Annotated in this window: 20 protein-coding genes; 7 read left to right on the top strand and 13 right to left on the bottom strand. The window is 63.1% G+C overall.

The annotated features are described in order from the left end of the window. Window positions 1–57: 57 nt before the first annotated feature. The 6 genes from ACIPZH_RS23210 to ACIPZH_RS23185 are packed head-to-tail and all read left to right on the top strand — an operon-like array spanning window position 58 to window position 6,115. Window positions 58–2,973, top strand: a complete 2,916-nt coding sequence (locus tag ACIPZH_RS23210; RefSeq protein WP_241806989.1) for a monovalent cation/H+ antiporter subunit A — start codon at window positions 58–60, stop codon at window positions 2,971–2,973. Further along, window positions 2,973–3,317 (top strand): Na+/H+ antiporter subunit C, encoded by a 345-nt coding sequence (locus ACIPZH_RS23205; protein WP_043213881.1) that lies wholly within the window; start codon window positions 2,973–2,975, stop codon window positions 3,315–3,317. The genes ACIPZH_RS23210 and ACIPZH_RS23205 overlap by 1 nt, the downstream gene beginning before the upstream one ends. Continuing rightward, on the top strand, window positions 3,314–4,993 hold the full coding sequence (locus ACIPZH_RS23200) for a monovalent cation/H+ antiporter subunit D (protein WP_400638001.1): 1,680 nt from the start codon (window positions 3,314–3,316) through the stop codon (window positions 4,991–4,993). Before ACIPZH_RS23205 ends, ACIPZH_RS23200 begins: the two co-directional genes overlap by 4 nt. After that, complete coding sequence (locus ACIPZH_RS23195) at window positions 4,990–5,478, top strand: Na+/H+ antiporter subunit E (protein WP_400638000.1); 489 nt, start codon at window positions 4,990–4,992, stop codon at window positions 5,476–5,478. The genes ACIPZH_RS23200 and ACIPZH_RS23195 overlap by 4 nt, the downstream gene beginning before the upstream one ends. After that, the gene (locus ACIPZH_RS23190) at window positions 5,475–5,753 is read left to right on the top strand and encodes a K+/H+ antiporter subunit F (RefSeq protein ID WP_241806992.1); all 279 of its coding nucleotides are present in this window, start codon (window positions 5,475–5,477) and stop codon (window positions 5,751–5,753) included. The genes ACIPZH_RS23195 and ACIPZH_RS23190 overlap by 4 nt, the downstream gene beginning before the upstream one ends. Continuing rightward, window positions 5,750–6,115 (top strand): Na+/H+ antiporter subunit G, encoded by a 366-nt coding sequence (locus ACIPZH_RS23185; protein WP_241806993.1) that lies wholly within the window; start codon window positions 5,750–5,752, stop codon window positions 6,113–6,115. Before ACIPZH_RS23190 ends, ACIPZH_RS23185 begins: the two co-directional genes overlap by 4 nt. Before the next feature lie 12 nt (window positions 6,116–6,127). Here the strand turns inward: ACIPZH_RS23185 and ACIPZH_RS23180 are convergent, their stop codons facing one another. The 13 genes from ACIPZH_RS23180 to ACIPZH_RS23120 form a co-directional block, all read right to left on the bottom strand. Then, window positions 6,128–6,340 (bottom strand): hypothetical protein, encoded by a 213-nt coding sequence (locus ACIPZH_RS23180; protein WP_400637998.1) that lies wholly within the window; start codon window positions 6,338–6,340, stop codon window positions 6,128–6,130. Further along, window positions 6,337–6,807 (bottom strand): hypothetical protein, encoded by a 471-nt coding sequence (locus tag ACIPZH_RS23175; RefSeq protein ID WP_241806995.1) that lies wholly within the window; start codon window positions 6,805–6,807, stop codon window positions 6,337–6,339. Before ACIPZH_RS23175 ends, ACIPZH_RS23180 begins: the two co-directional genes overlap by 4 nt. A gap of 500 nt (window positions 6,808–7,307) precedes the next feature. Continuing rightward, complete coding sequence (locus ACIPZH_RS23170) at window positions 7,308–7,502, bottom strand: hypothetical protein (protein WP_241806996.1); 195 nt, start codon at window positions 7,500–7,502, stop codon at window positions 7,308–7,310. 183 nt (window positions 7,503–7,685) lie between these two features. After that, entirely contained in the window at window positions 7,686–8,090 is a 405-nt protein-coding gene (locus tag ACIPZH_RS23165; protein WP_012315289.1) for a TraR/DksA C4-type zinc finger protein, read from the bottom strand. Window positions 8,091–8,738: 648 nt separating this feature from the next. Beyond that, the gene (locus ACIPZH_RS23160; RefSeq protein ID WP_241806998.1) at window positions 8,739–9,512 is read right to left on the bottom strand and encodes an enoyl-CoA hydratase; all 774 of its coding nucleotides are present in this window, start codon (window positions 9,510–9,512) and stop codon (window positions 8,739–8,741) included. Between the two features lie 13 nt (window positions 9,513–9,525). Beyond that, complete coding sequence (locus ACIPZH_RS23155; RefSeq protein WP_400637997.1) at window positions 9,526–10,653, bottom strand: acyl-CoA dehydrogenase; 1,128 nt, start codon at window positions 10,651–10,653, stop codon at window positions 9,526–9,528. An 8-nt stretch (window positions 10,654–10,661) separates the two neighbouring features. Continuing rightward, window positions 10,662–11,855 carry an acetyl-CoA C-acyltransferase gene (locus ACIPZH_RS23150; protein ID WP_400637995.1) on the bottom strand — a complete coding sequence of 398 codons (1,194 nt, stop codon included), beginning with the start codon at window positions 11,853–11,855 and terminating at the stop codon, window positions 10,662–10,664. An 11-nt stretch (window positions 11,856–11,866) separates the two neighbouring features. Next, complete coding sequence (locus ACIPZH_RS23145) at window positions 11,867–12,634, bottom strand: SDR family NAD(P)-dependent oxidoreductase (protein ID WP_400637993.1); 768 nt, start codon at window positions 12,632–12,634, stop codon at window positions 11,867–11,869. A 13-nt stretch (window positions 12,635–12,647) separates the two neighbouring features. Then, window positions 12,648–14,294 (bottom strand): AMP-binding protein, encoded by a 1,647-nt coding sequence (locus tag ACIPZH_RS23140; RefSeq protein ID WP_400637992.1) that lies wholly within the window; start codon window positions 14,292–14,294, stop codon window positions 12,648–12,650. A gap of 123 nt (window positions 14,295–14,417) precedes the next feature. Next, on the bottom strand, window positions 14,418–15,317 hold the full coding sequence (locus tag ACIPZH_RS23135) for an NEL-type E3 ubiquitin ligase domain-containing protein (protein ID WP_400638006.1): 900 nt from the start codon (window positions 15,315–15,317) through the stop codon (window positions 14,418–14,420). A gap of 1,808 nt (window positions 15,318–17,125) precedes the next feature. Next, the gene (locus ACIPZH_RS23130; RefSeq protein WP_400637990.1) at window positions 17,126–18,910 is read right to left on the bottom strand and encodes a dermonecrotic toxin domain-containing protein; all 1,785 of its coding nucleotides are present in this window, start codon (window positions 18,908–18,910) and stop codon (window positions 17,126–17,128) included. A 108-nt stretch (window positions 18,911–19,018) separates the two neighbouring features. Beyond that, entirely contained in the window at window positions 19,019–20,041 is a 1,023-nt protein-coding gene (locus ACIPZH_RS23125) for an AraC family transcriptional regulator (protein WP_241807004.1), read from the bottom strand. A 38-nt stretch (window positions 20,042–20,079) separates the two neighbouring features. Next, entirely contained in the window at window positions 20,080–20,943 is an 864-nt protein-coding gene (locus ACIPZH_RS23120) for a LysR substrate-binding domain-containing protein (protein WP_241807005.1), read from the bottom strand. Between the two features lie 112 nt (window positions 20,944–21,055). Between ACIPZH_RS23120 and ACIPZH_RS23115 the strand changes: the two genes are divergently transcribed. Next, window positions 21,056–22,162 (top strand): 2-aminoethylphosphonate--pyruvate transaminase, encoded by a 1,107-nt coding sequence (locus ACIPZH_RS23115; protein WP_241807006.1) that lies wholly within the window; start codon window positions 21,056–21,058, stop codon window positions 22,160–22,162. The last annotated feature ends 34 nt before the right edge of the window (window positions 22,163–22,196 follow it).

The following is a 22,196-nucleotide window of genomic DNA, read 5'->3' as shown; positions in this document are numbered from 1 at the left end:
GGTGATCAACCGCTCGGCACGTATGATCCTTGACAAACCTTTCCAGAATAGAACGCTATGTCCTTGATAGTGCTACTGCTTCTGCCGTTCGTGGGCAGTTGCCTGGCAGCTGTGCTGCCGCACAACGCACGTAACGCCGAATCCATCCTGGCTGGGCTGGTGGCCCTGGTCGGTACCGTTCAGGTAGCACTGCTATACCCCCAGGTTGCCCACGGCGGTGTGATCCGCGAGGAGTTCCTCTGGTTGCCAAGCCTGGGCCTGAACCTGGTCCTGCGCATGGATGGCTTCGCCTGGCTGTTCTCGCTGCTGGTGCTGGGCATAGGCACCCTGGTGTCGCTGTATGCGCGCTACTACATGTCGCCACAGGACCCGGTACCACGCTTCTTTGCCTTCTTTCTGGCGTTCATGGGCGCCATGCTCGGCCTGGTAATCTCAGGCAACCTGATCCAGTTGGTGTTTTTCTGGGAGCTGACCAGCCTGTTCTCGTTCCTGCTGATCGGCTACTGGCACCACCGCGCCGACGCCCGACGCGGCGCTTATATGGCGTTGATGGTGACCGGTGCCGGGGGCCTGTGCCTGTTGGTCGGCGCCTTGTTGCTCGGCCATGTGGTGGGCAGCTATGACCTGGACAAAGTGCTGGCTGCTGGTGAGACCATTCGCCAGCACGCGCTGTATCCAGTGCTGCTGCCGCTGATCCTGGTCGGCGCATTGAGCAAGAGCGCGCAGTTCCCCTTCCAGTTCTGGCTACCTCATGCCATGGCCGCACCCACCCCGGTTTCAGCTTATCTGCACTCTGCGACCATGGTTAAGGCAGGGGTGTTCTTGCTGGCACGGCTGTGGCCGGTGCTTTCGGGCACCGAAGAGTGGTTCTGGATCGTCGGTGGCGCGGGGGCCATAACCTTGCTGCTGGGTGCTTTCGCAGCGATGTTTCAGAATGATCTCAAGGGCCTGCTGGCGTATTCGACCATCAGCCACCTGGGCCTGATCACGCTGCTGTTGGGCTTGAACAGCCCGCTCGCGGCAGTGGCCGCCGTGTTTCACATACTCAACCATGCCACGTTCAAGGCTTCGCTGTTCATGGCCGCCGGCATCATCGACCACGAAAGCGGTACCCGTGACATCCGCCGCCTCAGCGGGCTGATCCGGCTGGTGCCGTACACCGCGACCCTGGCGATGGTGGCCAGCGCCTCGATGGCCGGCGTGCCATTGATGAACGGCTTCCTGTCCAAGGAAATGTTCTTCGCCGAAACTGTGTTCATCAGCTCCACGGCCTGGGTCGAGGCCACGCTGCCAGTGATAGCGACCCTGGCCGGCACCTTCAGCGTGGCCTACGCCTTGCGCTTCACCGTCGACGTATTCTTTGGCCCTGCCGCCCAAGACCTGCCTCACACACCTCACGAACCGCCTCGCTGGATGCGCGCACCCGTCGAACTGCTGGTTCTCACCTGCCTGGTGGTGGGCATTTTCCCTGCCCAGTCGGTCGGCCCCTTGCTGGCCGCTGCAGCCCTTCCGGTGGTGGGTGGTACGCTGCCCGAGTACAGCCTGGCCATCTGGCACGGCTGGAATGCCCCGCTGATCATGAGCCTGGTGGCCATGAGCGGCGGTATCGTGCTGTACCTGCTGTTGCGCAAGCAGTTGCGCCGAGGGCGCTTCCCGTATCCACCCCTGATCGAGCGGTTCAATGGCAAGCGCCTGTTCGAGCACGGCCAGGTGCACCTGATGTTACTCGCCAGGCGCATCGAGGGGCTGCTGACCACTCGCCGCCTGCAAGCGCAGCTGTTCATGCTGGTGCTCGCCGCCTTCCTCGCGGGGCTCACACCCATGCTGTACAGCGGCCTGAGTTGGGGTGACCGCCCGAAAATCCCGGGGTCAGGTGTGTTCGTCGCCCTCTGGGTGATCGCTATCGCATGCGCCATCGGCGCTGCCTACCAAGCCAAGTATCACCGCTTGGCGGCCTTGATCATGGTCGGCGTCTGCGGCCTCATGACCTGCATCACCTTCGTCTGGTTCTCCGCACCTGACCTGGCACTGACCCAACTGGTCGTCGAGGTGGTCACCACGGTACTGATCCTGCTTGGCCTGCGCTGGTTGCCGCGGCGTATCGAAGGTGTCTCGCCGCTGCCCGGGAGCCTCGACCGCGCCCGCATGCGCCGCCTGCGCGACCTGCTGCTGGCGATCCTGGTCGGCGGTGGCATGGCGCTGCTGTCCTACGCCATGCTGACACGACCCACGCCGAACGACATTTCTTCGTTCTATCTGAGCCGGGCCTTGCCACAAGGTGGCGGTACCAATGTGGTCAACGTGATGCTGGTTGACTTCCGCGGCTTCGACACACTGGGCGAGATCACCGTGCTGGTGGCCGTCGCCCTGACCGTATTCGCCCTGCTGCGCCGCTTCCGCCCACCCAAGGAGAGCATGCAGTTGCCAGCTCAGCAGCGCCAGCTTGCACCTGACGTGGTCACCGACCTGATCAACCCGCGCCATGCCACCGACACAGCTTTGGGCTTCATGATGGTGCCTGCAGTGCTGGTACGGCTGCTGCTGCCGATCGCCCTGCTGATCTCGATGTACCTGTTCATGCGCGGCCACAACCAGCCTGGCGGCGGCTTTGTCGCGGGCCTGGTGATGTCGGTGGCATTCATCCTCCAGTACATGGTCGCAGGCACCCAATGGGTCGAAGCCCAGATGAGCCTGCGCCCACTGCGCTGGATGGGCACCGGGCTACTCTGTGCGACCCTGACCGGGGGCGGCGCCATGCTGCTGGGCTACCCGTTCCTGACCACCCATACCGCCCACCTGCACCTGCCAGTGCTCGGCGATGTGCACGTGGCCAGCGCGCTGTTCTTCGACGTCGGCGTGTACACCGTGGTGGTCGGTTCGACCCTGCTGATCCTCACTGCCCTGGCCCACCAGTCGGTGCGAGCCTACCGCCCGGGTAATCCGTCGAAACCCAGCCAAGCAGGAGCCGCCTGATGGAAGAAGTCATTGCAGTCGCCATCGGCGTACTGGCCGCATCGGGCGTGTGGCTTATCCTGCGCCCTCGGACCTACCAGGTGATCATGGGCCTGTGCCTGCTATCGTACGGCGTCAACCTGTTCATCTTCAGCATGGGCAGCCTGTTCATCGGCAAGGAGCCGATCATCAAGGAAGGCGTGACCCAGGACCTGCTGCACTACACCGACCCGCTGCCCCAGGCACTGGTTCTGACGGCCATCGTCATCAGCTTTGCCATGACCGCCCTGTTCCTGGTGGTGCTGCTGGCCTCTCGCGGCCTGACCGGTACCGACCATGTGGATGGCCGGGAGCGTGAAGAATGAGCGAGATGAGCCGACTGATCATCGCCCCCATCCTGCTGCCGCTGCTGACCGCCGCAGTGATGCTGATACTGGGCGACAAGCACCGCCTGCTCAAGGCGCGCCTCAACCTGCTGTCGACCTTCACCGGGCTGGTCATCGCCGTCAGCTTGCTGTTGTGGGTGCGCGTACAGGGCCAGGCGGAATCGATTGGCGTGTATCTGCCGGGCAACTGGCCCGCGCCTTTTGGCATCGTGCTGGTGGTTGATCACCTTTCGGCGCTGATGCTGACGTTGACCGGGGTCATCGGTATCAGCGCCCTGCTGTTCGCTCGCGCCCGCTGGGACAGCGCCGGCGCCAGCTTCCACGCACTGTTCCAGATCCAGTTGATGGGCCTGTATGGCGCCTTCCTGACCGCCGACCTGTTCAACCTGTTCGTCTTTTTCGAAGTGCTGCTAGCGGCCTCGTATGGCCTGCTGCTGCACGGTTCGGGAAGAGCGCGGGTGCGCGCCGGCCTGCATTACATCGCCATTAACCTGTTCGCCTCTTCGCTGTTTCTGATTGGCGCCGCAATGCTTTACGGTGTGACCGGCACCCTGAACATGGCCGACCTCGCGCTGAAAGTACCGTTGGTGCCCGAGGCCGACCGTGGTTTGCTGCACGCGGGCGCGGCAATCCTGGCCGTAGCCTTCCTGGCGAAGGCCGGCATCTGGCCGCTGAATTTCTGGCTGGTACCGGCGTATGCCTCGGCCAGCGCACCCGTCGCCGCATTGTTCGCCATCATGACCAAGGTCGGCTTGTACGCTGTATTGCGGCTCTGGTCCCTGTTGTTCTCGGGCCAGGCCGGTGCATCGGCGCATTTCGGTGGGCAATGGCTGATCTACGGGGGCTTGGTCACCCTTGCCATCGCAGCCGTATCGATACTTGCCGCACAGCGACTGGAGCGCATGGCGGCACTGAGCATACTGGTTTCGGCAGGCACCCTGCTGGGCGCGATCGGCTTCGCCCAGCCGGCCCTGACGGGTGCGGCCCTGTTCTATCTGGTCAACTCAACGTTGGCACTGTGTGCCCTGTTCCTGCTCGCCGAACTGGTGGAACGCTCTCGCTCGGCCAACGAGCCGCCGCTGGAAGACGAAGAAGGCAGCATGCCCTCGCCACTGGAATCACTGCACCCGCCCAAAGGGATCAACCTCGACGATGAGCAGAAGGCAGTGATCGGCCAGATCATTCCCTGGACCATGGCGTTCCTGGGCCTGAGCTTCATTGCCTGTGCGTTGCTGATCATCGGCATGCCACCGCTGTCTGGCTTCGTCGGCAAACTCAACTTGATCAGTGCGCTGTTCAACCCACTGGGGTTGGGAATGCCGAGCGAACGCCCGCTGTCTGCAGCCGGCTGGGCGCTGGTAGTCCTGCTCGTCCTGTCTGGCATGGCCTCGCTGATCGCTTTCGGCCGCGTGGGCATCCAGCGTTTCTGGAAGCCTGAAGAGCGCCCCTCTCCAGTACTGCGGCACTATGAATGCCTGCCGATCGTCATTTTGCTGGGCCTGTGCATCATGCTCAGTTTCCGGGCCGAGCCGCTGCTACGATACACCCAGGACACGGCTGCCAGCCTGCAGGCCCCTGACACCTACATCAAGGCCGTGATGGCCGCGCAGCCGATACCCGGCCCGACCACGCTCGACGCACAGGTGCAGCCATGAGCCGACTTTTCCCCGCACCGCTGCTGTCTGTCGCGCTGTTCGTACTGTGGCTGCTGCTGAACCTCTCGGTAAGCCCGGGCAACCTGCTGCTCGCCGCCGCGCTTGGCATTCTGGCGCCGCTGCTGATGGCGCCACTGCGCCCCCAGCACGCCCGCGTACGTAGGCCGCTGATGGTCGTAAAACTGCTGGGCCGGGTGGGTATCGACGTCATCCAGTCCAACCTGCAAGTAGCCCTCAGCGTTTTGCGCGCCGGGCAACACCCGCCTCGCTCAGCCTTTGTCCATATCCCACTGGACCTGCGCGATGCCCACGGCCTGGCAGCACTGTCGATGATCACCACCGTGGTGCCCGGTACCGTCTGGTCAGAGCTGGCACTGGACCGCAGCGTCCTGCTGCTGCACGTGTTCGACCTCAAGGATGAAAACGCCTTCATCGAGCACTTCAAACACGCCTACGAACGACCGCTGATGGAGATTTTCCAATGACAGGCCTGCTAGCCTACGCAGTGCTCGCCAGCTTGTTCATCTTTGCCCTGGCCATGGGCCTGACGCTGATCCGGCTGTTTCGCGGCCCCTCCGCCCAGGACCGGGTACTGGCACTGGACTACCTGTACATCCTGGGCATGCTCATGATGCTGGTACTGGGGATCCGCTATGCCAGCGATACCTACTTTGAAGGTGCACTATTGATTGCACTGTTCGGCTTTGTCGGCTCGTTTGCCTTAGCCAAGTTCCTGCTGCGTGGCGAGGTAATAGAATGACCGAGGTTCTTGAACTACCGCTCTGGCTCGAGCTCATTACCGCCGCCCTGCTGCTGCTCGGCAGCCTGTTCGCGCTGATCGGGGCCATTGGCCTGCTGCGCCTCAAGGATTATTTCCAGCGCATGCACCCGCCAGCCCTGGCCTCGACCATCGGAGCCTGGTGCGTTGCCTTGGCTTCGATCATCTACTTTTCATGGCTCAAGCAAGGCCCGGTACTGCACGCCTGGTTGATCCCTGTTCTACTGTCGATCACCGTACCGGTCACTACCCTGTTACTGGCCAGGGCGGCGCTGTTTCGCAAACGCATGGCCGGGGAAGCGGTACCCGAAGAAGTCAGTAATAGCCAGGAGGGTGGCAATTGATGTGCGGCAGGCTCATTGCTGGGTGATCCGCTGCAACTCTCGCCGCACCATCGCGACGTAGGGAGGTGGGCCTAATTGATAGAGCTGGGCCGCCACCCAGGTCAACCAGGCCCCCTTCATCTCATCGCGTCGCGCCAGCAAACGTTCTGCCTGTGCCAAGGCCATGGCCTGATGTTGTCGATGGAACGCGGCACGGCCGCCATCCGCCTCTTGCGCCTCGTTCATTCACTCGCCTTGAACGTGGTCAATTCACCCTTGCGCCATTTCGCGACCTTACCGGTAACGGCCTTGAGCAGCTTGCCCAAGCCCTCCTGGACTTGCTGTTGAGCCGCGAACACCAGCATTACGCCTTGGCCTTCACGAAACACGATACCTTCACCTTGCGGCACCGAGACAAAGGCATAGTCGCCGACACCATAGACGTTCAGTTTGATCTCGCGAAAGCGCATTTCCAACTTGCCGCCCTCACGACTGGGCAATACGGCAGCACGAAAGTGATCCCCCACCTTCAATTCCAAACGCTGCTTGTCATCGACTACCAACGCACTCTCGGTGTCGATTTCGGCCATATACAAGCCTTCGGGACTTTGCTCGGTGACATAAACGAAACGGCCCTGAAACAGCTTGGCCAACTTACCGCGCAAATCGCCAAGGGCGAACAAAGCGTGGGTATCCAGAGTACTGACTGCCAATGAAGTAATCCTCAAATCGGTAACATCCGCCCCCACTCACCATCGGTGAGGCACGGCCCTTTCATTTCGATAGGCGAAAAGAGTAATGAAGCGATGTGCATAACGTCTGTGCCTTCTGGCTATACAGCATGGAGGAATCTTTACTCCTGCTTGCCAGACTTCGCCCAAAGGACGGGTTTAGGCACATTCCCCAACCGGGAAGCGTAATGTCTTACAACTATTCCGTCAGAAAAGATGCGATAGATAACGCCAGGCCCTTCGGCAGAACGGGCTCTGCAATCCATCAGCGCATTACTGGGAAGGAAATATGCACGAAAACACAGAAACACGTCGAGAGGCAAAGCGCATTTATTCTCGCCTCACACCGCGTTACGTCGTGATACCTGCCGGCATCGAGTTCTTCCACGTCACCGAAAGCGCTACCGGTAGAGTAAAGGGCTTTCGGCGTCGCCACCATGATGCCTGCGAGCTGGCCCGCAGCCTCGAAAACTGAACCACAGTCAGGCGGCTCGGCCTTTCTCCAGCTGCTCCAGCCAGGCCACCTGACACGCCCGCGCCTCATCACGTGTCGCAAACGCAGGGCCCCGACGTTCGCCGTCCACCAGTACCACCCAGCATACTCGGCGGCCCAACACCTGCAAGGCAGCGGGCACACCTGAGCCAATCATCACGGCTATATCGACTCGGCTATTCATCATCCCCTCCGGAATTTACTTAGCAACCTAACTATATAGCCATCATACGCCCGCCACCCTGCCGAAAAAAGCCAACATTGGTATAGCAGTATTGCGTCAGCAGCAACGAACCAGCCCGCACCCGCCAGCCAATGCAAAAAGCCCCAAGGATTGCTCCGTGGGGCCTTGGCACACACCGCTCGGTCAGATCTGGCGCTGGTGGCGATCGAGCTGCTCGTGGCGCTCCTGGGCTTCGATGCAGTACTTGGTGGTCGGGCTGATCAGCAGACGCTGCAGGCCGATCGGTTCACCACTGTCATCGCACCAGCCGAAGCTTTCGTCAGCGATACGGCCCAAGGCCATTTCCAGCTGCGGCAGCAAACGCTGATCACGTTCGATGGCATTTACCAACCAGTGACGCTCTTCTTCGACCGAGGCCACGTCGGCAGGATCCGACGGGGTATCCAGGCTTTCGATGGTGGCACGGCTCAGCTCGATGCGTTCATGGGTTTCTACTTTCATCGCCTGCAGCAGGCCAGTGAAGAAGGCCAGCTGATCAGCGTTCATGTAGTCATCGGCCGACATGGCCAGCAACTGTTCCTTGGTCATCGATTTCTCTATGAAAAAATGTGCATTTGGGCGATTCGGGTGTCGCCAACGCCTCGGCATTGGCAACGGAATTCTTCAAGCGCCAATCGGCACTCTTTTGCAGGGGGCGGCAGTCTAAGGCCCCACGTCGCGAGGGGCAACACCAATCACGGGGTAATTGACCGAAATGACATGGTTTACGCCTGACGGCAGCAACTTGCCGTACGGACGATGTCACTGGCAGTACATCTTTAAAGCCAAGGCAGATAACCCGGGCGGTTTCATGGCCCCCGCCTCCAGACAGCAAGAAGCAGCCTGGCCCTGATGCAAGGCACCAAGGCCAACACTTATCTGCCCATGGAGATCGAAAAGATACTACTGCTGCACCGCGAAGGCCTTGACCACCACCGCGCAGCCATCGAACTGCGCTTGACCCGTGCCAACCAGACGGACGAGTGCGTCCGCGATGCCGATGCGGCACTGAACATCAAGGCAATCGAAGACCTGTCGGCAACGCTGACAACGCAGGCGGTGGAACAGAGAACGCTGGCGGGCATGAGACCGAAGTGCATCGCAGCCCGATCGACCTGGCTGCGGCAAAGCGGTACTTCTTCAACCATCAGGCCTGATCATCAGCAGGGGCAGTTTCGCTGCCCCTGCTGGTGCAGCTCAGCAGTCCTTGAACTGAGCCTCACGCTTGGCAATGAACGCCGCCATCCCTTCCTTCTGGTCTTCAGTGGCAAATGCGGCATGAAACACACGGCGCTCGAAACGCACACCTTCGCTCAGCGTGACTTCAAAGGCCCGGTTGACGCTTTCCTTGACCATCATGCTCACCGGTATCGACTTGCCAGCAATGGTTGCAGCCACCTTCAATGCCTCCTCCACCAATTCGGCCTGTGGCACCACGCGCGCAACCAAGCCTGCCCGCTCCGCCTCCTCAGCCCCCATCAGGCGCCCCGTCAGGCACAGCTCCATGGCCTTGGCCTTGCCCACGGCACGGGTCAGGCGCTGGGTACCGCCCATGCCCGGCAGTACGCCCAGGTTGATTTCCGGCTGCCCGAACTTTGCATTGTCGCCAGCCAGGATGAAGTCGCACATCATCGCCAGCTCACAACCACCGCCCAACGCAAAACCCGACACCGCAGCGATAATCGGCTTGCGGCGGTTGGCAATGCGGTCGGCATCGCTGAACAGGTCATCGACGTAGATCTGCGGGTATTTGAGCTCGGCCATTTCCTTGATATCGGCCCCGGCGGCAAAGGCTTTGGCCGATCCGGTCAGCACCACGCAGCCGATATTCGGGTCACGCTCGAGCTGGTCCAGGGCCTGGTTGATCTCACTGACGATCTGCGCGTTGAGCGCATTGAGCGCCTGGGGCCGGTTAAGGGTAATCAGGCCGACTTTACCGTGAATATCCAACAGGATGGTTTCAAATGCCATGCAGACTGCTCCTTCAAAGATTGCGCGCAATGACCATGCGCTGAATGTCGCTGGTGCCTTCGTAGATCTGGCAAACCCGCACATCGCGGTAGATCCGCTCCAGCGGGAAGTCACTCAGATAGCCATAACCGCCCAGGGTCTGCAAGGCATCCGAACAGACCTTTTCGGCCATTTCCGAGGCAAACAGCTTGGCCATCGACGCTTCCACCAGCGCCGGGCGCCCGGCATCACGTAGCGCGGCGGCGTGCAGCACCATCTGCCGCGCCACGGCAATTTTCGTCGCCATGTCGGCCAGGCGGAAGGCCACGGCCTGGTGCTCGATCAGCGCCTTGCCGAAGCTTTGCCGCTCCTTGGCGTAGTCACGCGCCACTTCGAACGCTGCACGGGCCATGCCCACGGCCTGCGAGGCAATACCGATGCGCCCGCCTTCAAGGTTGGCCAGAGCGATCTTGTAGCCCTCGCCCTCAGCGCCCAGGCGGTTGGCCACCGGCACGTGCACGTTGTCGAAGACGATCTGGCAGGTGTCGGAGGCGTGCTGGCCGAGCTTGTCCTCGACCCGCGCTACCTGATAGCCCGGTGAATCGGTGGGCACGATGAAAGCGCTGATCCCGCGCTTGCCGGCCTCTGGGTCAGTCACGGCAAACACGATCACCACCCCGGCGTTCTGCCCGGAGGTGATGAACTGCTTGCTGCCATTGAGCACATAATGGTCACCCTCCAGGCGCGCACGGGCCTTCAGACTGCTCGCATCGGAGCCAGCCTGAGGCTCGGTGAGGGCAAAGGCACCCAGCATCGCGCCAGTTGCCAGGGGGGTAAGAAACTGCGCCTTCTGCTGCTCGCTGCCAAAACGCAGGATCGGTACACACCCTACCGAGTTGTGCACGCTCATGATGGTCGAGCAGGCACCATCACCCGCGGCGATTTCTTCCAAGGCCATAGCGTAGGCCACGTAACCGGTGTCACTGCCACCCCATTGCTCCGGGACCAGCATGCCGAACAGGCCCAGCTCAGCCATCTCCTCGATGGCCTCCTTGGGGAAGCGGTGTTCCTGGTCCCACTGCCCGGCAAAGGGTTTCAGCCGCTCCTGGGCAAAAGCGCGTACTGCATCGGCGATCTGTTGTTGCTCGTCAGTTACCAGCATGGTTCACCTCAGTACAGGCATTCGACGGCCATGGCCGTGGCCTCGCCGCCGCCAATGCAGATGGCCGCCACGCCGCGGCGCAGGTTGTTCTGGCGAAGGGCCGACAGCAAGGTCACCAGGATGCGTGCGCCGGAAGCCCCGATCGGGTGGCCAAGGGCGCAGGCGCCGCCGTGGATGTTGACCTTGTCGTGCGGCAGGTCAAGGTGTTTCATGGCCGCCAGCGTGACCACAGCGAAGGCCTCGTTGATCTCGAACAGGTCGACGTCGGCCAGGTTCCAACCGGTGCGTTTCATCAACCTGTCGATGGCCCCGATCGGCGCAGTCGGGAATAGCGCCGGGGTGTCTGCGAAGGCCGCGTGGCCGTGGATGACTGCCAGGGCTTTGAGGCCGCGCTTGTCGGCTTCGGAGCGGCGCATCAGGACCAGCGCCGCAGCACCGTCGGAGATCGAACTGGCGTTGGCGGCGGTCACCGTCCCCCCTTCACGGAAGGCAGGCTTGAGCTGCGGGATCTTGTCCAGGCGCGCCTTGGGCGGCTGCTCGTCCTCCTTGATGACGCGCTTTTCCTTGCCCTCGCTGACTTCCACCGGGACGATCTCGGCGGTAAAGCGGCCGCTGCGAATCGCGTCCTGGGCACGGGTAAGCGAGGCAATGGCGAACTGGTCCTGGGCTTCACGGCTCAAGCCTGTGGCCTGGGCGCAGTCTTCGGCGAAGGTGCCCATCAGGCGGCCCTTGTCATAGGCGTCTTCCAGGCCGTCCATGAACATGTGGTCGATGATCCTGCCGTGGCCCATGCGGTAGCCGCCACGGGCTTTGTCCAGCAGATACGGAGCGTTGCTCATGCTCTCCATGCCGCCCGCCACCACCACGTCCGCGGTCCCGGCCAACAGCAGGTCATGGGCCATGATCGCGGCCTGCATGCCCGAGCCGCACATTTTGTTGAGGGTGGTGCAGGTGGTGTGCTTGTCCAGCCCGGCACCCAGTGCAGCCTGGCGCGCAGGGGCCTGGCCCAGGCCGGCCGGCAGTACGCAGCCAAACAGCACTTGCTCGACACTGGCGGCATCGATGCCGGCACGTTCCACGGCACCACGAATGGCCGCGCTGCCCAGCTGGGGCGCGGTCAGGCTTTTCAGATCGCCCTGCAGGCCGCCCATGGGCGTGCGCACGGCGCTGACGATAACGATCGGATCATTGGCGAGGGTCATGTTCACGCTCCTTACTTGGCAGCCATGCGCAGTGCACCGTCGAGGCGGATCACCTCGCCGTTGAGCATGCTGTTCTCGATGATGTGACGGGCCAGCGCCGCGTATTCCTGCGGGCGGCCCAGGCGCGGTGGGAACGGCACACCGGCAGCCAGCGAAGCACGTACCTCTTCGGTCATGCCAGCCATCATCGGCGTTTCGAAGATGCCCGGGGCGATGGTCATCACACGGATGCCAAAGCGTGCCAGTTCGCGAGCGGCCGGCAAGGTGAGGCTGGCAATGGCGCCCTTGGAGGCAGCGTAGGCAGCCTGACCGATCTGGCCGTCGTAGGCAGCGATGGAGGCGGTGTTGATGATCACCCCACGCTCGCCCGCCTCATCGGCGGCCCCTTCGGCCATGGCTGCAGCGGCCAGGCGCAGCAAATTGAAGCTGCCGATCAGGTTGACGTTGATGACCTTGGCGAAGCTGGCAAGGCCATGCGGGCCCTGTTTGCCCAGCACCTTCTCGGCGCCGACGATGCCGGCGCAATTGACCAGGCCATGCAAGCTGCCAAAGGCACTGACGGCTGCGTCGACGGCCGCCTGGGCAGCCTGCTCGTCGCTGATGTCGGCCACGGCGAAGCGGGCGTTGTCACCCAGTTCACGGGCCTTGGCCTCGACGGCCTGAGCGTTGAGGTCGACCAGCATGACCTTGGCGCCGGCCTCGACCAGCATCTGCGCAGTGGCAGCACCCAGCCCGGAGGCGGCACCGCTGACAATGAAGTGTTTAGTGGCTATCTGCATGATCGGTTTCCTTTCAGGCGCTGGCAGGGGTGGCCTGTTGCGCGTGTTGTTTGGCGACTTCCTGGTTGCGCAGGATGAAGCGTTGCAGCTTGCCGCTCGGGGTCTTGGGCAGCTCGCTGACGAATTCGATTTCGCGGGGGTAGGCATGGGCATACAGGCGCTGGCGCACATGCTGACGCAGCGCTTCTTCCAGTTCGGCGCAACCGACGACGCCCTGGGCCAGCACCACGAAAGCCTTGATCAGCTCGGTCCGTTCCGGGTCCGGCTTGCCGATGACGGCGGCCTCGACCACCGCAGGGTGCTCGATCAACGCGCTCTCGACGTCGAACGGCCCGACGCGATAGCCGGAGGTGGTAATCACATCATCGCTGCGGCCAACGAAACTGATGCTGCCATCCGCGTTGAGCTCGACGGTGTCACCACTGAGGTAGTACTTGCCGATGAACGCTTTGGTCGGCAGCCCGTGGTAGCCACCGAACCAGCAAAGTGGCGATTGCTCGCGGTCGACGGCAAGGATGCCCGGCTGGCCGACCGGCAGTTCTTCACCCTGCTCGTCCAGCACCACAATGCGATGGCCGGGGACGGCGAAGCCGGCAGACCCCAGGTGTACGGGGTGTGAAAGGCCGTGGTGGTTGCACAGCACCATACCCAGTTCGGTCTGGCCGTAATGGTCGTGGATGGTCACGCCCAGCTCATTGGCGAACCAGCGGATCACCTCGGGGTTGAGCGGCTCACCGGCACTGCTGACTGCGCGCAGGCGGCCCTTGACGGGCGCCGAGAAAGCACTGCCGGCCGCAATCAGCATGCGGTACGCAGTGGGCGAGCCTGCCAGGTTGGTGATACCGAGCTTGTCGATCACCCGCGCGCAGCTTTCGACGCTGAACGGGCCATCGTAGAACGTGGTGGCATGGCCCAGTGACAACGGGCCGGTAACCGCGTAATACAGGCCATAGGCCCACCCCGGGTCGGCCAGGTTCCAGAAGTTGTCTTCGCTGCGCAGGTCGATGGCGTCGCGCATGTAGCCCTGAAACGCGACAATGGCACGCAGCGGCACCTCCAGCGGTTTCGCCGGGCCGGTGGTGCCAGAGGTGAACATCAGCAAGAACGGATCGTTACCTGTGCGCATTACCGGTTCGCAGTCGCTCGGGGCGCCCGCCAGGCACTGCTGGTAGTCCAGCTCGCCGGCGCGGGCATTGACCGTGATGATGGTCGGGCAGGCCTGCACCTCGTCCAGCTTGCCACGGTTGAGGCTGTCGGTAACGACTACGCGGGCATGCGACTGCTCAAGGCGGTGCTCGATAGCCTTGGGGCCGAACGCAGTGAACAGAGGCTGGTACACAGCGCCAAGGCGCCAGGTGGCGAGGATGGTGACAAGAAGCTCGGGAGTACGTGGCATCAGCCCAGCCACCCGGTCACCGGGGCCCACGCCGTGGGTTCTGAGCACATTGGCAAAACACGCAGACTGCGCCTTGAGCTGGTCGAAACTGAACCGCGCCGTGTTGCCATCGCGGTCTTCGTGAATCAGCGCCAGCTTGCCATTACCGGCATGGCGGTCACAGCATTCGACACAGGCATTGAGGGCTTGGAGGTCGCCATGCAGCGCCGCGGCAGCAGCCTGGCCATGGTCGAACGCACGAGCAGCCTCGATGTAATCGCGCATCGTCGGACTCCTGGTTTCTTGTTTTTGGTGTTAACCATCGGTCCGACGATGTTCGCGCCGCTCAAGCAAGGCGGCAATGGCCAAAGCTGTCAATCTGGATGACTGGTTTGGCCGCCTTGGACGTCAGCCGTCTCCACGGCCCAGCCCATGCAAGTAAGACTCGGTCAAGCCTGCCAGCAGCCGTTCTGAATCGCGCTGTTCCTGGTCGTCCAGATCAGCGAGCTGCGAACGCAGCTGATCGGCCGGGATGGGTGGCCGGACAACGCGCAAGTTTGCCCTGCGCTGCAGATAGTCGGCATTGAGCGCTTCGAACAGGGGCCGGTGCTGTTCACGAAGGCAGGTTTGCCAGAACAGTCGGCTCAACAGGCTTTGGCTCAGCGCCTCGATCGTTTCACTGGCGAGCACAGCGGCAAGCACGTCATTGACTTGCTCATCGCTCACCCCGGCGGAGTCCGGGTAGCGCATCGCTCGTGGTTGGCCCGGCAAATCAAGGCGCTCGCGCAAACGCACCCGGTATGCCAACGACAAGGCTGAACGCCCCACGTGTTCACCCTCGGCGCCCAGGCGCATGATCGCCCGGCTGGCCTGCTGCCATACCAGGTCAAGCCGAAATAGTTGCCGGCCGAATGCCATCAATCGTCCCCGCTGCGTCGGGTCGCGCGCATCGGTTTCAGCCTGGGCCAGCAAGACCCTCACATGAATATCACTGAAAATGTCACGGACCATATCCGTGCACGAAACCGGTTGGCTGGCCACTTCAAAAACGCGTATGCGCAACGCCGGGTTGCTCTCGACCGCCTGCAACGCGGCCCATACATCCCGCGCAAGCGCATCCCGGCCGCCATCAGCAATGGCCGGGGCATAATCAGCCGTATGCTCCAGCCACGCCAGAATACGGAAGAAGCTCGCGCTGCCCGGTTCGGCCACCAGGCCGTCCCACAGCAACCCGCGCGCTGCTCGATCATTGTCGGCGACATGCCCCAGCCACAAGGCTCGGGCACGGGACAAGTCGACCCGTGCCATCGATTCTGGCAAATGTCCGTGTTCCTCGATGGGGTCCAGCACGTACAGCCGTTGCAATTGCGCCCGCCTTAGCGGGTTACGGTCGACGACCAGCCCGCGGCGCCAGGCATGAGGCATTGCCAGCAGCGCCTCCGGTGGTTCGCGCAACTGGTTGTCGCTCAGGTCGCAGTGCACCAACTGGCCGCACAGCTCGAGCCGGGTCGGCCAGGCTCCCAGCCGGCAGTGGCGCAGGTTCAGATGAGTCATTGCCGAGAAATGGTTGAAGTCCAGATAAAGGTGCTCCAGCCGGTTGTAGCTCAGGTCAAGATGGGACAAGGCAGTCATTGCCTGCAGCACACCGACGGTCTGCGCGTTGAAGCGGATCTGGTTATGCGCGAGGCGCAAGCGCTGTAGTTGCGGCAGGTAAGCGATCCCGAGCGGGATGTTGCGCAGCCGGTTGAAACTCATGTCAAGCTCGGTCAGCGCAGTAAATGGGCGCAAGAAGTCCACTGGCACCAGATCGACCGCCGAGTTTTGCAGACTCAGGCGGGTTACACGGTGGAAATCGATGACACCCGGTAGGTCCGGCAAACTGTTGAGCAACATGCCGCTCAGGGACAAGTTCTGGCCTGTTGCTGTACCCGCATCGTCGTAAATCCAGTCCCCCTGCAAACGCCAAGCCCGCAGAATGGCGTCGGCCACTCGCCGCCGGAGTACCCGTCGCCGTGCGTCCAGTTGAGCACTGCTCCATCGGTTGAGGTGGCGAATCAACTGATCATGGTCATCCTCAAGCTCGACGAGGCGTTCATAGGCCGGCCGCTGCCCGCTTGCAAGAAGCGCCTGCTCCTGATCCAGTTGCGCCTCATCCAGCCCGGGGTAAAGCTGACGCAAACGCTCCCGAATGCGCGCTGGGAACGAACGGCTGTCGCCCTCGGCACGGCCACTGAGCGGATAGCCAACACGCCCGTCCGGCAAGCGTCGTCCTGGGTTGAACCACTGAGCCTGAGCCGGCCATTGCAAGAGCTCAGCCACCTCGCGGTGCGTGGCAGGAAGCCTGGCCAGCAGTCGCTGGCGTAGCTGTGGACCGGCGTCGGCCTGGGCCATACCCAAGGCCGCGCGATGCTCAGGCGCCAACACCGCGGCAAGCATTTCATACAGGCTCGCCGGGTTGCCAGGGCCGAACGGCAACCCGCGCCTCAAGCCATCGTAAAGGTGGAACTGCCCGTCTTTACGCACCACGATCCTGCGCACGAAAGGGTCAACAGCGGTGCCAACGGCCTTTAGCAGCCGCCCGTGCGGGCCGGTATCGCGCAACTCGATGCTCAGCGCCTCGCAACTCACGCCTGCGTTGTTTTCCATCTCGCCCTGAAGCAGGGTGAGCGCCAGTTGGCCAGTGTCGTTGCAATAGCTGGCGGGCAGGTAAAGCCCCTCGAGCGTACGATTCAACCTGGCCAGGCGCAGCAGGGAGCGGGCTTTGTTCGCCAGCCCCAGCGTCACGTGCCCAGCTGACGTCGCCACGAAGCGTTCACCCTCGCTGGCCTGGGTGGCCAGTGCCTGCGCATAGGCTTGCGGCAAACCGGCGAAGTCACGCTTTATCAAGGGCAGCAGGGCGTCGTCGACAGCCGGTGGCGTGCTCAGTTGTTCGAGAAGAGGCCCCTGCAGCGCAGCGCGCTGACGCAACAGGACATCGATGTCGGTACTGGCGGAACGGGCCTGGCACCACTCCAGCAATGCATTGTCCTGTGTGGCCAACGAGTAGCTGGCCAGGCGCGTGAAGAACGACTCGATACGTGCATGGGCCTCGAAGCGCCGCAACGTCTCACGCAGGTTTACAGGCGCCGGCCGGTTTTCGACCAGCACGCCCCGCAACTCCTCGGCATCCATACCGGCAACCCGCAGCACTTGCGCCGCCTGCTGTGCATCAATGACCGGATGCTGCGGCCACAGGGTGTCGAGCATCCAGCGCACGTCGCTCCAGCGTTGCGGCTGGTCGCGCAGCAGTCGCCAGCCGCGCTCACCGTTGTGCAGCACCGTTGGCCCGTACGCCTTGTCCACGCCAGGATGACGCAAGCGGTATGGGGCTTCAGGCTCACTGCGCTGTACTTCATAGTAACGCTGGCCCCTGCGCATCCAGCGCCTGTTGCCATCGCCATAGAGGCCATCGTCACGCAGGGCGATGGTGCCGGGGTTGGACGCGTAGGCGGTGATGTCATCGGAACACAACAGGCCACGCCGCCCCCCACGTTCACAGGCTGCAAGCCATCGACAAAGCTGCTGCGCAGAAAACTCACGGCGGCGGCGGTCACCCCTGTGGCAGCCACTGTCTCGGCGACCCCCAGCATGTGTTCCAGAGCCTCGTGCTGATGCCCCCGGACCCAGTCCTCGACGCCCTCGAAGACTTCGCCAAGCGTCTGCGCCACCAGTTGGCCCAGCAGCAGCGCGCCGACGGCAGGGATGAACAGCCCAGCCAGGTTGAACAAGTCAAGGCCGGCAGCATGCCAGGCCGCATGGCGAGCGCGGGCGGCAGCCGTATCAGCGTCTGCTGTGGGTACCAGTAACAGCCTGGCATCGTCCTTGACTCGCTGCAGCTGTTGCGCGGCCAGCGCGGCGAACAGGTCGCCAGGCGCAGTGGCGCCCTTGAGCGCCAGATCGGGCCTTGCATCCCTGAGGCGTCCGCTGAGCACACCTGCGACGCTTGCCCGATGCCGCAAGCTGATGAGCTGAAGGAAATAGTCCCGGTAGGCCTTCTCTTGCAAGGCTGCAACCATCGCAGTGTTCATCGCCTCGGTGGAGTCGAAGCGGCGAAGGGCCTGCACCGGATCACTGGGCAGGTAGACGACCACACCCCGATCATTACCCACACCGTCGCGCAAGCGAATGAACAGCCCGTCAGCCACGCGTTGGCCCAACATCTCCAGCAAGCCGGGGTACCCGTGCAGACCCGTGTCGGGATGGGCACCACCCCCCTCAACCATCTTGCGCAAGGCTTGCTGCACCTGCTCGTCGATATCACCCTTGAGCGTTGCGACCTGCGCAGCCAGTGCCAGGCCCGAACGCTTGTCCTGGGCAAGAATGTCCTGGGTGGTGGCACTGAAAATACGCTGCAGCTCGGTCTGGTAGAGCTGGCCCACATCCAGCGCACGGCACGTCTCAACCAGTTGCTCGGGCGTGCCGGTCAACAGAGTGTCCCGCCCAGGGGGGACGAGCCCGGTACCCTGAAAAAACGATTCGTCAGGGCCGAAGTTGCTCATGAGCCTGAGCAATCCATTCTGCCGAGCCGCCGAGTAACGGTAAGTCTGCTGGAATGTTCCGGGCAGTGTGCCGATGCGCGGCGATACCTGCAGCCACTCCAGCCCTGCCAGGGTCATGCCTGCGGGCAGCGGCTTGATCAGCACTGCGGACAGGTGTTTTTCGGCGAACTGCTGCAGAGGCTCGAGGGTCAACGTGAGCCCGCGCAGACGGGCCTGGCTGGCGTGGTGGGCGTTGAGGTTGGCGCGCAGGGCGGCGATCTGAGGCTGACTGGCCCGTTTGAGCCAGACGGGTAGCCTGGCAGCGATGAAGGCATCGGTTGCTTGTTCATGGCGGGTAACAGGGTTCGAGGCGATGGAAGTCATGGGTGTGCCGGGAGCGAAAGATGGGGCTGGCATGCTCGCCAACCGGCACTGGGCAAGGCATGAGGAAATACCACCGTAGCCACCGCCTGAGGTCGCAATGGCGCCCTTTCAGCCTGCCGCGCCCCGAGCCAGGATCAGCGCACGGTAATGCCCGGGGTTGCAGCCGAACCACTTGCGAAACGCCTTGTAGAACGAACTGCCGTCGGCAAACCCAAGGCGCTCGGCGATTTCCCCCATGGGCGCTTCGGCCTGGCTCAACCAGGCGATGGCCAGCTCACGCCGGACGCTGTCCTTGAGTACCTGGTAGCTCTGCCCCTCCTCCGCCAGTCGACGGCGCAAGGTTGACGGCGACAGGCACAGATCCCGTGCCAGGCCGTCGGCATCCGGCCAATGGGACGGGTCCAGTTGCAGCAGGTCGCTGCGGATGCGCCACGCCAGGCTCGCCGGATCACGGTACTTGACCAGGATGTTGCCAGGCGCTTCGGCCAGAAAGCGCTGCAGGTCCTCGGGGCTGCGGCGCAGTGGCACGTCAAGGCAATCGGCACTGATGATCATGCGGGTGCGCGGCCGCTCGAACTGCAGGTTCTGCGAGAACATCACCCGGTAATCGTCGCAGTACGGCGGCTCGGCACAGCGCAGCTCGATGGCCAGGATGGCAATGCGTCGCCCGGCCAGCCAGCAGGCCACGCCATGCACGATCATCCAGAAGGTGAAATAGGTGAACGCCCGCCGTGGGAGGTCGCGCGGCTCATTGATGACAATCTCGGCCAGGCCCTGCTGACGCACCAGGCTCGGCTGCAGGTCCTCGAGCATCAGCGAAAGAAACGCCAGCGCGGTTTCCAGGCCCTCGCCCAAGGTTGGCTGGGCCATGCTCGCCCGGCACAGGAACGCCAGGCTGCCGCTGCGCAGACCGCGCGGGTCCATGGCAAAGAATTCATCGTTGCAGCGCCGCGCCAGCAACCGCCAGAGCCGGGCATAGGCCTGGGCACTGACCCGTGCATCCGGGGCCTGCAACTGCCCGGCGTCGATACCGGCACGGGCCAGCAGCGCCGCATCCGGCTCACCCGCGGGGCAAGTCTGCAACAAGGCCTCACGCACCAGTTGCATGGAAATGGTGTCTTTCTCGCTCATCTGCAGTCCATCAGGTTATGCCGGCATCTGGGCCCGGCTCAAAGGCTGGCCGCCAGGCCCAGGAATGCCTGGATCAAGCGTAACTCACGGCGCCGCTCCAGGCAGCCAACCATGTGCTGGTTGACCAAGCCCTGCCCGCCTAACGGTCGCGCCACCACCCGGGGGTCGTTGGCCACTTCGGTAGACGACACCACGCCGATGCCCAGTTGCGATGCCACTGCCTCAGTGACCGCCTCACGGCTGTCCAGCTCCAGCTGCACCCGGGGCTGCACGCCAGCTGTAGCGCAGGCCTTGTCGAAGGTGCGCCGGGTAGTGGAGCTGGGTTCGCGCAGCACCATGATCTGCTGGTGCAGCTCGGCCAAGGCCAGGTCACCCTCGCCCCCAGCCCAGGCATGCCCTGCTGGCAGCAACGCACACAACCGGGATTGGCACAGGCTCTGAAGATACAGGCCCTTGCGTGGCTCGATCTCTGTCAGCACCGCCACATCGGCATGCTCGGACAACAGGGCAGCCAGCGTCTCCTGAGCGTTACCCAGGCGCAGATTGACCGTAATGCCGGGGTAGCGCTCGCGTAACTGCGCCAGCATGGGCATGACCCGGTGCGGGCCATCGGCAGCCACCTCCAGGCGCCCGGTCAGCAGTTGCCGGTTGGCTTCGAGCATGGCCTGTGCCTCTTCAGCCAGGCCGAACATGGCTCGGGTGATGGCCGCCAGCCGCGTGCCCTCCTCGGTCAACTCCACGCGCCGCGCCGTGCGCCGCAGCAAGGTGATCTGGTAGTGCTCCTCCAGAGCCTTGACGTGCCCGGTCACTGCCGGCTGGCTGATGAACAGGCGCTCGGCAGCACGGGTAAAGCTGCCCTCACGGGCCACTGCATCGAAGGCACGCAGCTGAAACAGGTTCATATTTATCGGCCTGACTTATAGCTGGGATAACAACAAACAATTTGATTGATGGAAGCCTGAATTGCAACCTAGGCCTCGTAGTTTCAGCCCACCGCTTGCGAGGAATAACGGAATGAGCAACGCCCCGATTCTGCTGACCCCAGGTCCCTTGACCACATCACTGCGCACCCGCCAAGCGATGCTGGTGGACTGGGGCTCCTGGGACCGCGACTTCAACCAGCTGACTGCCAGCGTCTGCGAGCAACTGCTGGCAATCATCGACGGCGCCGCCAGCCACCACTGCGTTCCCCTGCAAGGCAGTGGCACCTTTGCCGTGGAAGCGGCCATCGGCACCCTGGTGCCACGCGATGGCAAGGTACTGGTGCTGATCAATGGGGCTTATGGCCAGCGCCTGGCGAAGATCTGCAACGTGCTGGGCCGCACCTACAGCACCTTCGAAACCGCCGAAGACCAACCGACCACCGCCGCCGATGTCGACCGCCTGCTGGCTGCCGACCCCGCCGTGACCCATGTGGCATTGATCCATTGCGAAACCAGCACCGGTATCCTCAACCCGCTGCCCGAGATCGCCCAGGTGATCCAACGCCACGGCAAGCGCCTGATCATCGATGCCATGAGCTCGTTCGGCGCGCTGCCCATCGATGCCCGCGAAATTCCTTTCGAAGCGCTGATCGCCGCCTCCGGCAAGTGCCTGGAAGGCGTACCTGGCATGGGCTTCGTCTTCGCCGAAAAAGCCGCCCTGGCCGCTGCCGAGGGCAATGCCCATTCGCTGGCCATGGACCTGCACGACCAGCACGCCTACATGGCCAAGACCGGCCAATGGCGGTTTACCCCACCCACTCATGTGGTAGCGGCCCTGCACGAAGCCCTGCAGCAATACAACGAGGAAGGCGGCCTGCCGGCGCGCCACCGACGCTACGCCGACAACTGTAAGACCCTGCTCGACGGCATGGCTGCCATCGGCCTGCGCAGCTTCCTGCCCGCCGACATCCAGGCGCCGATCATCGTCACGTTCCACGCACCGAACGATGCCCGCTACCAGTTCAAGGACTTCTACGAGCGGGTCAAGGCCAAGGGCTTCATCCTCTACCCGGGCAAGCTGACCCAGGTCGAAACCTTCCGCGTCGGCTGCATCGGCGTGGTCGGTGCCGATGGCATGCAGGCCGCCGTGAATGCCGTGGCCGACGTGCTGCGGGAAATGGAAGTGCTGGACATCTGACCCTTTGCCCACCCCAATTCAGGAATTAGCGCAC

The sequence above is a fragment of the Pseudomonas sp. NPDC089758 genome (assembly GCF_044748705.1).
Taxonomy (GTDB): domain Bacteria; phylum Pseudomonadota; class Gammaproteobacteria; order Pseudomonadales; family Pseudomonadaceae; genus Aquipseudomonas; species Aquipseudomonas putida_X.
This window is presented reverse-complemented; position numbering and strand designations above follow the sequence as displayed.